This window comes from Flavobacterium sp. 83, assembly GCF_000744835.1.
GTDB lineage: Bacteria > Bacteroidota > Bacteroidia > Flavobacteriales > Flavobacteriaceae > Flavobacterium.
Map to the genome: position 1 here is coordinate 565,709 of NZ_JQMS01000001.1, position 16,072 is coordinate 581,780.

Below are 16,072 nucleotides of genomic sequence, written 5' to 3' on the forward strand. Positions count from 1 at the left end.
TTTCCCATTATCACAACTATGAGCTTAGTTAAATTATCTATAAAAGGAATTTCATATAGTCAGACCCAAAACGGAGCATACGCTCTAATTTTGAATGAGGTCGATGGAGAAAGAAAGTTGCCTATAGTAATCGGAGCATTTGAAGCCCAATCTATCGCTATTGCATTAGAAAAAGAAATAAAACCACCACGTCCCTTAACGCATGATTTATTCAAAAATTTTGCTGAACGTTTCGACATTGTGGTAAAACAAGTCATTATACATAAATTAGTCGATGGAGTTTTTTACTCCAGTATTATTTGCGAAAGAGATAAAATCGAAGAAATTATAGACGCTAGAACATCTGATGCTATTGCTTTGGCACTGCGCTTTAATGCACCAATCTTCACCTATAAAAATATTCTGGACAAAGCTGGTATTTATTTAAAAGCAAACCCGCTTGAAGCCAATAAAGATTCTCAAGAAATTGACGATGTCCTTTCTAATCCGGACACTTTTGGTCATGAAGAAGAAAGCAATCAATCCGGCGAAACCTACTCTAAACATAGTTTGCAGGAATTGAACGAATTACTTGACCAAGCTGTATCGCATGAAGATTATGAAAAAGCTGCTAAAATTAGAGACGAAATTTCAAAAAGAGAATCGTAATTTGTTTAATTGTTGATTACTATAACTGCTAATCCAACATCCGTTTCACGATTAAACTAAAACCGATTAACCGATTAATCCCCAAATAAAATGAAGCAATATTTAGATTTAGTGCAACACGTTATGGAGAATGGTTGCCAAAAAGGTGATCGTACCGGAACAGGAACCAAAAGTGTATTTGGTTATCAAATGCGTTTTGATTTGAGTGAAGGCTTTCCTATGGTTACCACCAAAAAACTACATCTAAAATCTATTATTTATGAATTGCTTTGGTTCCTTAAAGGAGACACTAATATTAAATATCTTCAAGAAAACGGAGTGAAAATATGGGACGCTTGGGCTGATGCTAATGGGGATTTAGGTCCTGTTTATGGTCATCAATGGCGCAACTGGAATAGCGAAGAAATCGACCAGATTACTGAACTTATTTCAGAACTAAAAACCAATCCAAACAGCCGAAGAATGCTTGTTTCAGCTTGGAATCCTTCTGTGCTTCCTGATACAAAAAAATCATTTGACGAAAATGTAGCCAATAACAAAGCGGCGTTACCGCCATGCCATGCTTTTTTTCAATTCTATGTTTCCGACGGAAAATTATCCTGTCAATTATACCAAAGAAGCGCCGATATTTTCTTGGGTGTACCTTTTAATATTGCTTCTTATGCATTGTTAACGATGATGATTGCACAAGTCTGCGGATTAAAAACCGGTGAATTTATCCACACTTTTGGCGATGCACACATTTATAATAATCATTTCGAACAACTCGAATTACAATTATCACGCGAACCAAAACCATTACCAAAAATGATTTTGAATCCAGCAATAAACAATATATTCGATTTTTCTTTTGAAGATTTTACATTAGAAGGTTATGAACCGCACGCCCTAATAAAAGGCAATGTTGCGGTATAAAACGACACCTAATTAAATTCTAAGATAATAAAAAAAATCCGCTATATAGACTGCACCCAAAAGTTTAGACAAATTTATAATTAATTTTGATAATAATGAGCTCGATATTGTATCGGGCTCATTTTGTTTAAATTCGACTTGATTCTATCTTTATTGTAATATTTTATATATTCATTTATTTCCTTTTTTAATTGGTCTAATGATGTGTATTTTTTAAGATAAAACAGTTCAGATTTTAATATTCCAAAGAAGTTTTCAATTATAGCATTGTCTAAACAATTTCCTTTTCTTGACATACTTTGTACAATTCCTTTTTCTTTCAGCAAATACTGATATTGTTTCATTTGATATTGCCAGCCTTGATCTGAATGCAGTGTTAGATTAGTGTTATTAGGTATTTTTTTAAATGCTTTTTTGAGCATTATAACTACTTGATTAAACACTGGGCGTTCTGTTAGTTCGTAACTGATTATTTCTTGATTAAATAAATCAATAATAGGCGATAGATACAATTTTTGACCCGAGACATTAAACTCGGTTATATCGGTTGCCCATTTTTGATTTGGTGCAACTGCTTTGAAATTTCTTTTTAGAACATTTGGTGCAATTTTACCTTGTTCGCCTTTATATGATTTATATTTCTTTAATCTAATAAGACTTTTTAATCCCAGTAATTTCATTAATCTAAAAACTGTTTTATGATTGATAATCATTGCTCTATTTTGGAGTTCATCGGTTATTCTTCTGTAACCATAGCGCCCTTTATGGCTTTGATAAATGGCTTTAATTAACTCTTTGATTTCTTTGTATTTATCAGGTAATTTATTCTGCTTTTGATGATAATAAAAACTACTACGTGCCATTTTTGTTAAATCTAGAAGTAATTCTAAATCAAATTTATGCCTTAACTCCATTATGGCTTGGGATTTCTCCTGGCTTGAATTAAGGCTTGTAACTTTTTTAGCAATTCATTCTCACAACGAAGTCTTTCGTTCTCTTTTAAGAGTTCTTCCTCTCTTGTTAAAGGTTTGTCTGATTTACGTTTTTTACGCTTATAATCACTCATAGATATTGGTCTGCCTTTAAGTTTTGGTTTTAATCCTTCAATACCAAAATTAGCAAAATCTTTCTTCCATTTTACAATAGTAGATTCTGATGGAATATTAAACAACAAACATGCTTTACTTAAAGATAGATGTTCTTCTGATAACGATTTTAAAACTTTCATTTTAAAATCAATGGAATAGATCCTGTTTTTAGATGGCAATAATCCTTTGCCTCCATAGTTATTGTACAATCTAACCCATTTTTGTAGTTGCGATTTCGAAAATCCCTTTTGCTTTGAAACGGAACAACAAGACTGATGTTCGTTTAAAACCTCCTGTACACATTCAAGTTTAAATGTGTAACCATACTTAACTTTTCTTTCCATAAAAAATGCCCCAAATAGTGTCTAACTTTTTGGGGCATGTCCAATATAGCGGATTTTTTTATTATTAATTAAACAGATAAAACACTGTTTTCGGTACCTGCAAAGTCATTCCATATAAATGAATCTGCTTCAGGCTCATTAACAAACTCACCGTCAATTACATATTTAAACTCATAAGAGGCATCTTTATTCAAGTCGTATGTAGCTTTGAAAGTACCATTTTTCAATTTACTTAAAGCTCCTTCAGCCAAATTCCAGTTATTGAAATCACCAACTACAGATGCTGATTGAGCTTGCTTTGCTTCTACCGAAAATGTAACTTTACAAACCGGTTTTGTTTTTACAAATTGTTTCTTTATTGACATAACTATTTCATTTTTAGAATTATGTAGCAAAGAAAATAAATTCAATTGAAGTTTCAACAAAGCTTATGAAGTTTTAACAGAAAGACATAAACTATGTTAATTTTTAAACAAATTACTAATTTAACATGGTAATAATTTTATATCCAAAATAAGAAAACGTTTTCTTACTAAATAATCCCCAATCAAAATTGTGCCTTTTCAAAATAAAATTTATCTTTATAAACAAAATTTAACCTATGGAAAAAGAACAACACGAACAATATGAGTATGCTAGAAGACGAATTAAGCAAAAAAAGAGGTTGTATTTCCATTTTGTTTTATTTCTTTTAGGAAGTTTTTTTTTATTTGTAGCCAATAAATTTTTTGGTATTGATGCAGAAGCAGATTGGTATATTTGGGGAGTTACTATCTGGTTTTTTATATTCATATTACATTTTATAAAAGTTTACATTACTGATCGTTTTATGAATAAAAATTGGGAAAGAGAACAAATAGACAGACTTGTAACTTTACAACAAAAAAAAATCACTCAATTACAAACAAAGATTAACGAAGAATCCTCTACATAAAACATAAAGAACTATGATAGTAATGATTGCGGCAGTTGCCGAAAACAATGCTCTTGGTAAAAATAATGAATTAGTTTGGCACCTCCCAAATGATTTCAAAAGATTCAAAACACTAACTTCTGGACATTATATAATAATGGGACGCAAAACATTTGAAAGCTTCCCTAAACCGTTACCAAATAGGACCCATATTGTTATTTCCAGACAAGAGGGATACCAACCGGAAGGCTGTATTGTAGTTGACAGCATGCATAAAGCATTAGAAATATGCCCTAAAAATGAAACAACTTATATTATAGGAGGAGGCGAAATTTACAACTTGGGACTTTCTTTTACAGATAAAATTGAAATCACTAAAGTTCATCATAATTTTGAAGCAGATGCATTTTTTCCTGAAATTAATCTTAATGAATGGGAAATCACAGCATCTGAATTTAATCAAAAAGATGAAAAACACCTTTACAGTTATACCTATCAAACTTTTTCTAGAAAATAAAAAACATCCCATAAGGGATGTTTTCTTTTTTAACAATGATAAGAGAATGACCTATTCTTGAAACAGTATTTGATAACATAAAATAAAAATCACAAATACTAATAATACTCCAGAAATGAAGATAATAGCATTTGATGATTTCTGAGAATACATCTCAAAAAAGCCTTTAATACCAAATACCACGAAGGTACTAAAGACAAAGAAAATTAAAATTTCCAAAAACAAATTTAATCCTAAGAACGTATGTTGCGCTTTAAATACAATACTACTTTGTAAAATAGTACTTTCAACACAGCTTACAAGAACAAATGATAAAGTTAACGCAAGAAACAACCATTTGATTTGGGTCATTGAATCCCTTTTAATCATTGAAAAAATAATTTAAAATATTTATACCAAAATTGAACAATTAAAAACTTTGATACAATACCCACTTTTAGTGATATTTTGAATTTATATCATTCCCTAAAAAAAATCTAAAAGAGTACTATTTAACCCAAATAAAATAAAGTTTACCCCTTATACAGAAACCCATTCTTTGTTTGTTTAGTTTGTATTATATTTGTGAAAATTAAAAAAATGTCAAAAAACATAACACCCTACAAAGATTCTACTTTAGGCAAAAAGGAACAAGTTGCAAAAATGTTTGACACCATATCTGGAAATTATGACAATCTTAATCGAGTCATTTCTTTTGGCATAGATATTAAATGGCGTAAAAAAGTTTTAGAAATCGTTGCTAAATCTAATCCGAAAATAATTTTAGATATTGCAACTGGCACAGGTGACCTAGCCATTTTGTTATCACAAACTAATGCTGAAAAAATTATTGGATTAGACATTTCTGCTGGTATGCTGGAAGTAGGTGTGAAAAAAATTGCATCAAAAAAATTATCTAACACTATTGAAATGCTTTTGGCTGACTCTGAGAATATGCCATTTGAAGACAATTATTTTGATGCTATAACAGTCGCTTTTGGGGTTCGGAATTTTGAAACGCTTGAAAAAGGTTTAGCAGAAATTTTAAGAGTTTTAAAGCCAAATGGTGTCTTTGTAATTTTAGAAACCTCGGTTCCTGAAAAAACACCTTATAAACAAGGTTATAATTTTTACAGCAAAAACATCCTACCTATAATAGGAAAATTATTTTCCAAAGACAATGTAGCTTACGGCTATTTGTCTGAATCTTCCGCAGCATTTCCTTATGGAGAAAAATTGAACAATATTTTGAGAAAAATTGGGTTTATAGATGTAAAAGATATGCCGCAAACATTTGGCGTAGCTACTATTTATTCTGCTTCTAAAAAATAAAATGAAAAAAACAGTTGTTTTAATCCTATTAACCTTTAGCCTGAACGGATTTGCTCAGTTTACTAAAAGCATGTTCAGTAAGGACCCAATTATTAACTTAGAAAATTTCCAAAATAAAAGGGTTTATTTTGGATATTATCTTGGATTCAATTCTTATGATTTTAAAATAGACTACAAAACAGTTGGCCCAGATATACAGGTAAAAAAAACAACTGGTTTTAATGTTGGAATTGTAGGTGATTTAAAACTTCATGAATACGTAAATTTGCGATTTGAACCTGGATTATATTATACCAAAAGAGATTTATACTATCCTGATTTCATGAAAAAAACAGATGCACTTAGAGAAGTGAACAGCACTTATATCCACTTCCCGCTATTATTGAAATTCTCCACACTTAGAACCGGCAATGTACGTCCGTATATTGAAGGAGGACTATCGACAACTTTAAATTTATCGAGCAATTCAAAATCAATAGACGATAATTTAGAACAACGTTTTAGGGTAAAACCTTGGACAACAAATTACGAATTAGGCTTTGGAATTGATTTGTTTTCAGAATATTTTATATTCTCTCCTTCTATAAGAGGTGTTTTTGGCCTTAAAGACGAACTAATTAGAGACAAAGACCCAAATAGTCCTTGGACAAGTAATATCGAATCAATAAAGTCACGAGCTGTTTTTATCAATTTTACCTTTCATTAAAGAACAGTTATTACGCTTGATTTTATAACGAAGTTCTTCTAAACTCACTAAGAATAATAGCCGTTGCAGTAGCAACATTCAAACTTTCCGTTTTTTGAATTTCTCCAAAACGAGGAATTGTGAGTCGGTTTTTTATCGATTTTTCAATTTCAGGTGAAATTCCATTGCCTTCATTTCCCATTACAATTATTCCTTCTTGAGGCAAGCTAGTTTTATAAATATTATCGCCATCCATAAAAGTACCGAAAACAGGTAATTTAGTTTGCCCGATAAAGACCTGCAAATCAACATAGGAAACATTTACCCTTGCAATAGAACCCATTGTAGCCTGAACCACTTTTGGATTATAAATGTCAACCGTTTCCTTTGAACATACTAATTGATGAATACCAAACCAGTCACATAGTCGCAATATAGTTCCTAGATTTCCGGGATCACGAATACTATCAAGAGCTAGAATCAATCCTGAATGTATCAATGCTTTCTCCATTGGCATCTTAAAAACTGCCAAACAAGAATTAGGAGAAGAAAGGGCACTTATTTTTTTTAAATCGCTGTCATCAATCAACGTCTTTTTCTCTTTTAAAACTTCTTCAAAATCGTTTTGTGTGGTATACAAATGATCCAACTCAAAATTTGACTGTAATAATTCCTGAATCACTTTTACACCTTCGGCAAAAAATAATTTATTGGTGAATCTATATTTTTTTTGCTGTAAACTCGTTATAAGTTTTATTTGGTTTTTACTAACCATAAAATAATGTACTTTTGAATTAAATATTTTATAACACTTGAAAAAGATTTCTACAAAAATAGCAGCATTTATTCTAATTGCAATATTAATATGTGCTTGTAACGCTGTAAAAAGAGTTCCAGACGGCAAACATCTGCTTACTAAAAATGAAATTTTGGTAAATAATAAAGCCACAAAAGAAGAAATCATCTTTAATCAACTGTATCAAAAACCAAACAGCACCTTCCTAGGCTATCGTCTTCGTTTAAATTTATACAATTTAGCCAATCTAAATCCGGACTCTACTTATCAGGCAAAGTTCACAAATAATCCTGGTAAATATGAAAGACAATCCAAATTGCTTTCAGCAAAACAAGTAGACCGACTTGGAAAATCCTTTTTTTATCATGGAATCCATGATTTCTTAAAAAAAACCGGAGAACCTCCAGTAATTATTGACCCAACTAAAACTGACAAATCGATATTACGATTAAAGTATTACTACTTTAACAATGGTTTTTTTAATGTTAAAGCTACCTACACAACAGATACTTTAAAAACTAAAAAAGCAAAGATAAAGTATGCCATAACTACATTTAAACCTTATTTATTAGATTCCTTAAGAACAACTATTTCGACACCCGTATTGGATTCAATGTACGAAGCCATAAAAAACAAAACTTTTATTAAATCAGGAAACCAGTATAAAACCTCCGATTTTGAAGATGAAAAAAACCGAATAACCACACACTTTAGAAACAATGGAGTTTATTATTTTCAACCTAATTACATCTCTTTTGATTTAGACACGATTAAAAAAGTTAATAAAGCAAATGTAAATTTAGTAATTAATAATTATTCCTACCAGCAACAAGACTCCAGTAAAACGGAACCTTTCAAAATGTACAAAATTAGTGATGTAAATATCTATACTGATTATTCTCCTAACAGTAATAATAGACAAATCACTGACAGTATAAACTATAATAATTTTAATTTGTACGGTCACGAAAAAATAAGATACAGACCTCGCGCCATAACAAATGCAATTTTTATTACTAAAGGAACTTTGTTTGCTGACTATAAGACAGTTTTAACCACCCGTTATTTGAGTAATTTGAAAATTTTTAATTACCCATCTATACAATACGAAGTAGATAAAAGAGACTCAACTGCGCATTCCTTAATTGCAAAAGTATATCTGACACCAAGAAAAAAATATAGTTTTGGAACGACGTTTGATGTTACACACTCTAACATCCAAGATATTGGAATTGGATTAAGCGCTTCAGAAACTATTAGAAACGTATTTAATGGTGCCGAAACTTTAGAAATAGCCGCCAGAGGAAACATAGGTTCGTCAAAAGATTTAGCAAATCCTAACAATACTTTTTTTAATGTTTCAGAATACGGTGTAGATTTAAAATTAAACTTCCCAAGAATTTTTATCCCTTTTGGAACCGAGAAAATTATTCCAAAAAGCATGATTCCTTCCACTCTTATTACAGTGGGTTTTGCAAAACAAAGAAATATTGGTTTGGACAAAGAAAATTTCACTGGAGCATTAACGTATAATTGGACCCCGAAAAGAAACAACACAGCACGTTTTGATTTATTCAATGCGCAATTTGTTCGTAATTTAAATCCACAAAACTATTTCAATGTATACAGATCTTCCTACAATGCTCTGAACAACATAGCCCAAAAACCTGGCTACGGAGTTAATCCACTATACTTTAATGAAAACAATGACTTAATTATTGAGAATGGGACCAAAAATTTTGTTAATGATGTTTTAGGCACAAGCCCTACTGTTTTTCCAAACCTTAACGATTATGCATCAATAAAAAGCATCGAAGAAAGAAGAATTAGACTTACTGAGAATGATTTTATTTTAGCTACTAGTTATAGTTTTTCTAAAACAACAAAAACTGATCTTTCAGATAATAATTTTTATCTGTTCCGAACAAAAATTGAATCTGCTGGAACTTTATTATCCTTACTTTCTAAAGCAACAAACTTACCTAAGAATTCAGACAACAATTATCAAATATTTAATTTAGAATATTCCGAATATATAAAGACGGAATTCGATTATATTAAACATTGGGATCTGACAAAAGAAAAAGTATTTGCCATTAGAACATTCTTTGGAATAGCTGTCCCTTTTGGTAATTCAAATAACGTTCCCTTTTCAAGAAGTTATTTTTCAGGAGGGTCAAATGACAATAGAGCTTGGCAACCTTATAGCTTAGGCCCTGGAAGTAGCGGTGCTTCTAATGATTTCAATGAAGCAAATATGAAAATAGCCATTAGTGGCGAATTTAGATTTAAAGTATTAGGCAGTTTGAAAGGAGCACTTTTTGCTGATGCTGGAAACATCTGGAATGTACTCGATAATGTTACTGATGAAAAATCTACATTTAAAAATTTCTCTGATTTAAAAGACATCGCTTTAGGCTCTGGATTTGGGCTTCGATACGATTTAAGTTTTTTTGTAATCCGATTTGATTTAGGGTTTAAAACCTACAATCCGGCCAATGAAACTAACAAACGATGGTTTCGGGAATACAATTTTGGGCACTCTGTTTTAAATTTTGGTATAAATTATCCTTTCTAATGCTAATTAATTCTTATTTTTGCAAACTAAAAACTAAAAAACAATTAAAAAAGAATTACAATGGCACACAACATAAAACCAGGCGTAGCTACAGGAGATCAGGTTCAGGAAATTTTTAACTATGCTAAAGAAAAAGGATTTGCATTACCGGCAGTAAATGTTACGGGATCAAATACAATCAATGGAGTTCTTGAAACTGCTGCAAAATTAAACGCACCAGTTATCATCCAATTTTCTAACGGAGGAGCACAATTCAACGCTGGAAAAGGACTTTCTAATGCAGGTGAAAAAGCAGCTATCGCTGGTGGAATTGCTGGAGCATTACATATTCACACTTTGGCAGAAGCTTACGGAGCAACTGTAATCTTACATACTGACCATTGTGCAAAAAAATTATTGCCTTGGATTGACGGTTTATTAGATGCTTCAGAAGCACATTTTGCTAAAACTGGAAAACCATTGTTCTCTTCTCACATGATTGATTTATCTGAAGAGCCTATCGAAGAAAACATCGAAATTTGCAAAGGTTATTTAGAAAGAATGAGCAAAATGGGAATGACACTAGAAATCGAACTTGGAATCACAGGTGGTGAAGAAGATGGTGTTGACAACTCTGATGTAGACAGCTCAAAATTATATACTCAACCTGAAGAAGTTGCTTACGCATACGAAGAACTTTCAAAAGTAAGCCCAAAATTTACAATTGCTGCAGCTTTTGGTAACGTTCACGGAGTTTACAAACCAGGAAATGTAAAATTAACTCCTAAAATTTTAAAAAATTCTCAAGACTTCGTACAAAACAAATTCAACACAGGATCTAATCCAGTAGATTTCGTTTTCCACGGTGGTTCAGGTTCTACATTAGAAGAAATCAGAGAAGGTATTAGCTACGGTGTAATAAAAATGAATATTGATACTGACTTGCAATTTGCATTTACTGAAGGTATTCGTGATTATATGGTTAAAAACATTGACTATTTAAAAACTCAAATTGGAAATCCAGAAGGTTCTGATGCTCCAAACAAAAAATATTACGACCCAAGAAAATGGTTACGTGAAAGTGAAGTTACTTTCAACACAAGACTTGAGCAAGCATTTGCTGACTTAAACAATGTGAATACACTATAATAAAATTAAGTTTAAAGTTTTTCAAATCCCGATGTAACTATCGGGATTTGAAATCTAAACCAGAAACTACAGGAACGGATTACTGAACACTGAACACTAGAAAAATGGCTTGGTTTAAAAGAAAAGAAAAAGGGATTACTACTGCTACCGAAGACAAAATGGACATCCCAAAAGGGCTTTGGTACAAATCTCCAACTGGAAAAATTATTGACGCCGATGAACTAGCTCGTAACTTATTTGTAAGTCCCGAGGATGGTTTTCATGTTAGAATTGGAAGTGCAGAATATTTTCAAATTTTATTTGACAACAATGAATTTGTTGAACTAGATAAAAACATGACTTCTAAAGACCCTTTGCATTTTGTTGACACAAAAAAATATGCAGATAGGTTGAAAGACGTTATGGAAAAAACCAAACTTAAGGATGCAGTGCGCACCGGAGTTGGAAAATCTAAAGGAAAAGAATTAGTAATTTGTTGTATGGATTTCGCCTTTATTGGTGGTTCTATGGGAGCTGTAGTGGGAGAAAAAATCGCAAGAGGAATCGATCACGCTATTCAAAACAAATTACCATTTGTAATGATTTCTAAATCAGGTGGAGCAAGAATGATGGAAGCAGCTTATTCTTTGATGCAGCTAGCTAAAACATCTGTTAAATTAGCTCAACTTGCCGAAGCAAAATTGCCTTACATTTCACTATGTACAGACCCAACAACAGGAGGAACAACGGCTTCTTATGCTATGCTAGGAGATATTAATATTTCTGAACCTGGTGCATTAATTGGTTTTGCAGGACCTAGAGTAGTAAGAGACACAACTGGTAAAGATTTACCAGAAGGTTTTCAAACCGCTGAATTTGTTCTTGAACATGGTTTCTTAGACTTTATAGCACCTAGAAAAGAATTGAAGGACAAGATCAACTTGTACATTGATTTAATTCAAAACAACAATATTAGATAAACAAAAATCCCGAGCAATCGGGATTTTTGTTTACATACTTTAATTTTTATCTTTTTACTATTTAAACAAAAAGGCTTTCAAATAATTTTGAAAGCCTTTTTGTTTAAAATTCAGATTGTTTTATTACCATAAGGAATTATTTTACATTCCCGTTCTAATAGCCTCAACAGGATCTAATTTTGAGGCAGCTATTGCAGGAAGTATCCCTGAAATTAGCCCAATAATGGCGGCTAGTCCAGTCCCTAAAAAAATATTCCCCATTCCCAAAACAAATTCGAAATCCAACACACTTGTTAAAATCATTGAAATTATCCAAACTAATAAAAGCCCAATTACTCCACCAATAACTGAAAGTATTATTGCTTCAAATAAAAACTGAAATAATATAAATCTATTTTTCGCTCCTAATGATTTCTGAATTCCTATTAAATTAGTACGCTCTTTAACGGAAACAAACATAATATTCGCAATTCCAAAACCACCTACAAGTAATGAAAAGCCACTGATAATCCAGCCCACTACATTCATTTGACCTAAAATACCATCAATAAAATCAGTAAAACCAGAAAACACATTAACAAAGAAATTATCAATTTCTCCTGCTTTCAAACCCCTATAGCTTCTTAATTTCTGAGAAATCTCACCTTTATATGAATCCATATCCACCCCCCTTTCAGGCTTGAAGATGATGACATTAGTCAAAGAAGTATTATTATCACCGTACAATTGACGAACAAAATTAACCGGGATAAAAGCAGAAGTATCATCACTGTCACCAAACAATCCAGCCCCTTGTTTTTTCAAAACACCAATAACTGTAAATCTTTTACCATATAAACGTACATTTTTCCCAATTGGATCAAGATTCTCAAATAACGATTTAGCGATTTCATCTCCTAAAACAATTACTGTAGCACCTGAATTAGCTTCAGACTCATTATAAAACCTGCCTTCTTCAAACTCTAATCCCTGAATATCAATAAATTCATGGGAAACCGGAACAATATTAACATCACTAACTGTTTTTGAATCGTATTTTATAGATTCTCTTTTAGTGAATATTTGATATCCCATTTGGTCTGTATTAGTCATAACCCCCTTCATATACGTATATTCATCATACTTTACATTAGGGAACTGCTCTCTTTTCCACTGCGGAATATCTGAGGGACCAAAAGAAAATTTCATTAAATAGATTGTATTTTTATCAAGGCTGCTTAAATCTTTGGTAATTTTTCTATCCAATGAATCTACAGCTGCAAGCACGGCTATTATTGAAAATATACCAATAGTAACCCCTAATAAAGAAAGCAAAGTTCTCAATTTATTGTTTCGTAAAGCATTCATAGCAAAACCAAAACTTTCTTTTAATAATCGAAGATAAACTAACATAAAATTTTATTTGAGTTAAAGTAAATTTCTAAAAATTTAATTAATAAACTTAATAAAAACTCGCCTATCAATTGGTATATTTTTTTAAGATAATGTTACACAAATTCATTGAATTTTATAATCAAAAAAAAACTATTTTTGCACTTTATAATTATAACTACACAATGAACACGACAAAAACTATTCAATCTGCATTAATTTCAGTATTCTCAAAAGAAGGTCTTGAACCAATTGTTCGAAAACTGCATGAACAAAATGTTATACTTTACTCTACTGGAGGAACTGAAGATTTTATAAAAAATTTAGGAATCCCTGTAGTTCCTGTTGAAGACGTAACTTCTTATCCTTCCATTCTTGGCGGAAGAGTAAAAACATTGCACCCAAAAGTTTTTGGAGGAATCCTAAACCGTCAGGACAATGAAAGTGATGTACAACAAATGCAAGAGTTCAACATCCCGCAAATTGATTTAGTGATAGTTGATTTATATCCTTTTGAAAAAACAGTTGCTTCAGGAGCAAGTGAAGAAGATATTATTGAAAAAATAGATATTGGTGGTATTTCTTTAATTCGTGCAGCCGCAAAAAACTTCAAAGACACTGTAATAGTGGCTTCTGTTGATGAGTACAGCTTACTTTTAGATCTAATTACAGATCAAAACGGAGCTACTACTCTTGCTAACAGAAAATTATTAGCTACAAAAGCGTTTCATGTTTCCTCACACTATGATACCGCAATTTTCAATTATTTCAATACAGACGAAACCGTTTACAAACAAAGTATTGCTCACGGTCAAGTCTTAAGATATGGAGAAAATCCACATCAAAAAGGATTTTTCTTTGGTGACTTTGACGCTATGTTCAAAAAAGTTCACGGAAAAGAATTATCCTATAACAATTTATTAGATGTAGATGCTGCCGTAAATTTAATTAATGAATTCAAAAATGACGGCCCAACTTTTGCCATATTAAAACACAATAATGCTTGTGGCCTAGCTACTAGAGAAACTATTAGTGAAGCGTATAATGTAGCATTGGCATGTGACCCAACTTCTGCTTTTGGAGGTGTTTTGATTTCTAATACTAAAATTGACATAGCAACTGCAACAGAAATAAACAAATTATTTTGTGAAGTAGTTATTGCTCCAGAATATGACACAGAAGCTGCTGCAATTTTACAAGAGAAGAAGAACAGAATTATATTAATTCAAAACGAAGTAGCTTTACCGCAAAAACAAGTAAGAACTTGCTTAAACGGAATTTTAGTTCAAGAAAGAAATAACATAACCGACAATAAAGAAGACCTAAGAACCGTTACTACTATAGCACCAAGCGAACAAGAAGTTAAAGATTTAATATTTGCTTCTAAAATTTGTAAAAATACAAAATCAAATACGATTGTTTTCGCAAAAAACGGCACACTTATTGCTTCTGGTACAGGGCAAACATCAAGAGTTGATGCCTTATTACAAGCCATTGAAAAAGCAAAAACTTTTGGATTTGATTTACATGGCGCGTCTATGGCAAGTGATGCTTTCTTTCCTTTCCCTGACTGTGTAGAAATAGCTAAAAAAGCAGGAATAACTGCTGTAATTCAACCCGGAGGATCCATTAAAGATGAATTAAGCATCAATTATTGTAATGAAAATAAAGTTGCAATGGTATTTACAGGAACTCGTCATTTTAAACATTAATTTGTTTAACTTTGCACGTCACAAATTTATAACTTTTTAACCCTTAAAAAACTTATGGGATTTTTTGATTTCATGACCGAGGATATCGCGATAGACCTTGGTACCGCTAATACTTTAATCATACATAATGATAAAGTCGTAATTGACAGTCCCTCAATAGTTGCTCGTGATAGAGTTTCAGGCAAAATTATTGCTGTAGGGAAAGAAGCAAACATGATGCAGGGTAAAACACATGAAAACATTAAGACGATAAGACCGTTGAAAGATGGTGTAATTGCTGATTTTGATGCCTCTGAAAAAATGATCAGTATGTTTATAAAAAGTATACCGGCATTAAAGAAAAGAATGTTTACTCCCGCATTAAGAATGGTTGTTTGTATTCCTTCCGGTATTACCGAAGTGGAAATGAGAGCGGTTAAAGAATCTTGTGAAAGAGTTAACGGAAAAGAAGTATATCTAATACACGAACCTATGGCAGCCGCTATTGGTATTGGCATTGACATTATGCAACCTAAAGGGAACATGATTGTTGATATCGGTGGTGGAACAACTGAAATTGCTGTCATTGCATTAGGTGGAATTGTATGTGACAAATCGGTAAAAATTGCAGGTGATGTGTTTACTAATGACATTGTATATTACATGCGTACCCAACACAATCTTTTTGTTGGAGAAAGTACCGCAGAGAAAATAAAAATCCAAATTGGAGCCGCAATCGAAGATTTAGAAACTCCTCCAGAAGACATGTCAGTTCAAGGAAGAGATTTACTTACCGGTAAACCAAAACAAGTAGAAGTGTCTTACCGTGAAATTGCTAAAGCATTAGATAAATCAATTCAACGAATTGAAGATGCCGTAATGGAAACTTTGTCTCAAACACCTCCAGAATTAGCCGCTGATATTTACAATACTGGTATTTATCTTGCAGGTGGTGGTTCTATGTTAAGAGGTCTTGACAAAAGAATTTCTCAAAAAACAGATTTACCTGTTTACATTGCTGAAGATCCATTAAGAGCTGTAGTTCGAGGAACTGGTATGGCATTGAAAAACATAACTAAATTCAAAAGTATCTTGATAAAATAAGGTTTTTAATTTAAATAATACTAA

15 protein-coding genes are annotated in these 16,072 nt (G+C 31.9%); 11 read left to right on the forward strand and 4 right to left on the reverse strand.

Annotation, left to right across the window (positions count from 1 at the left end; translation table 11 throughout):
• The first annotated feature begins 18 nt into the window (after positions 1-18).
• Both T410_RS02535 and T410_RS02540 read left to right on the forward strand, forming a co-directional pair.
• Entirely contained in the window at positions 19-648 is a 630-nt protein-coding gene (locus T410_RS02535) for a bifunctional nuclease family protein (protein WP_035668411.1), read from the forward strand.
• A gap of 90 nt (positions 649-738) precedes the next feature.
• The gene (locus T410_RS02540) at positions 739-1,563 is read left to right on the forward strand and encodes a thymidylate synthase (RefSeq protein ID WP_035668413.1); all 825 of its coding nucleotides are present in this window, start codon (positions 739-741) and stop codon (positions 1,561-1,563) included.
• 80 nt (positions 1,564-1,643) lie between these two features.
• Here the strand turns inward: T410_RS02540 and T410_RS16655 are convergent.
• Together T410_RS16655 and T410_RS02555 are read right to left on the reverse strand one after the other, a co-directional pair.
• Positions 1,644-2,995, reverse strand: a protein-coding gene (locus T410_RS16655) for an IS3 family transposase (protein WP_369793010.1) whose coding sequence is annotated in 2 segments (ribosomal slippage) — positions 1,644-2,533 and positions 2,533-2,995 — 1,353 coding nt in all. Because the reading frame shifts where the segments join, the coding sequence is not laid out codon by codon here.
• Between the two features lie 68 nt (positions 2,996-3,063).
• Positions 3,064-3,360 (reverse strand): isoamylase early set domain-containing protein, encoded by a 297-nt coding sequence (locus tag T410_RS02555; protein WP_035668415.1) that lies wholly within the window; start codon positions 3,358-3,360, stop codon positions 3,064-3,066.
• Between the two features lie 236 nt (positions 3,361-3,596).
• Between T410_RS02555 and T410_RS02560 the strand changes: the two genes are divergently transcribed.
• From T410_RS02560 to T410_RS02580, 4 genes are all read left to right on the forward strand, one after another.
• A complete protein-coding gene (locus tag T410_RS02560; RefSeq protein ID WP_035668417.1) occupies positions 3,597-3,929 on the forward strand; it encodes a 2TM domain-containing protein in 333 nt (110 codons plus the stop codon).
• A gap of 13 nt (positions 3,930-3,942) precedes the next feature.
• Positions 3,943-4,425 (forward strand): dihydrofolate reductase, encoded by a 483-nt coding sequence (locus tag T410_RS02565; protein ID WP_035668419.1) that lies wholly within the window; start codon positions 3,943-3,945, stop codon positions 4,423-4,425.
• Positions 4,426-5,004: 579 nt separating this feature from the next.
• Positions 5,005-5,736 carry a bifunctional demethylmenaquinone methyltransferase/2-methoxy-6-polyprenyl-1,4-benzoquinol methylase UbiE gene (ubiE, locus tag T410_RS02575; protein WP_035668424.1) on the forward strand — a complete coding sequence of 244 codons (732 nt, stop codon included), beginning with the start codon at positions 5,005-5,007 and terminating at the stop codon, positions 5,734-5,736.
• 1 nt (position 5,737) lies between these two features.
• Positions 5,738-6,442, forward strand: coding sequence for a porin family protein (locus tag T410_RS02580; protein WP_035668427.1), 705 nt, complete (start codon positions 5,738-5,740; stop codon positions 6,440-6,442).
• Positions 6,443-6,464: 22 nt separating this feature from the next.
• Here the strand turns inward: T410_RS02580 and T410_RS02585 are convergent, their stop codons facing one another.
• On the reverse strand, positions 6,465-7,196 hold the full coding sequence (locus T410_RS02585; RefSeq protein ID WP_035673982.1) for an RNA methyltransferase: 732 nt from the start codon (positions 7,194-7,196) through the stop codon (positions 6,465-6,467).
• A gap of 37 nt (positions 7,197-7,233) precedes the next feature.
• Between T410_RS02585 and T410_RS02590 the strand changes: the two genes are divergently transcribed.
• The 3 genes from T410_RS02590 (at position 7,234) to accD (ending at position 11,882) form a co-directional block, all read left to right on the forward strand.
• Positions 7,234-9,795, forward strand: coding sequence for a BamA/TamA family outer membrane protein (locus T410_RS02590; protein ID WP_035668429.1), 2,562 nt, complete (start codon positions 7,234-7,236; stop codon positions 9,793-9,795).
• 60 nt (positions 9,796-9,855) lie between these two features.
• A complete protein-coding gene (fbaA, locus tag T410_RS02595) occupies positions 9,856-10,923 on the forward strand; it encodes a class II fructose-bisphosphate aldolase (RefSeq protein ID WP_035668431.1) in 1,068 nt (355 codons plus the stop codon).
• Positions 10,924-11,027: 104 nt separating this feature from the next.
• Positions 11,028-11,882 (forward strand): acetyl-CoA carboxylase, carboxyltransferase subunit beta, encoded by an 855-nt coding sequence (gene accD, locus T410_RS02600; protein WP_035668433.1) that lies wholly within the window; start codon positions 11,028-11,030, stop codon positions 11,880-11,882.
• A gap of 141 nt (positions 11,883-12,023) precedes the next feature.
• On the opposite strand, the gene T410_RS02605 is transcribed toward accD, so the two are convergent.
• Positions 12,024-13,274 (reverse strand): ABC transporter permease, encoded by a 1,251-nt coding sequence (locus T410_RS02605; protein WP_035668435.1) that lies wholly within the window; start codon positions 13,272-13,274, stop codon positions 12,024-12,026.
• A gap of 164 nt (positions 13,275-13,438) precedes the next feature.
• On the opposite strand from T410_RS02605, the gene purH reads away from it, so the two are divergent.
• A complete protein-coding gene (gene purH / locus T410_RS02610; protein ID WP_035673985.1) occupies positions 13,439-14,965 on the forward strand; it encodes a bifunctional phosphoribosylaminoimidazolecarboxamide formyltransferase/IMP cyclohydrolase in 1,527 nt (508 codons plus the stop codon).
• Between the two features lie 54 nt (positions 14,966-15,019).
• Entirely contained in the window at positions 15,020-16,048 is a 1,029-nt protein-coding gene (locus T410_RS02615; protein WP_035668436.1) for a rod shape-determining protein, read from the forward strand.
• Positions 16,049-16,072: the final 24 nt, after the last annotated feature.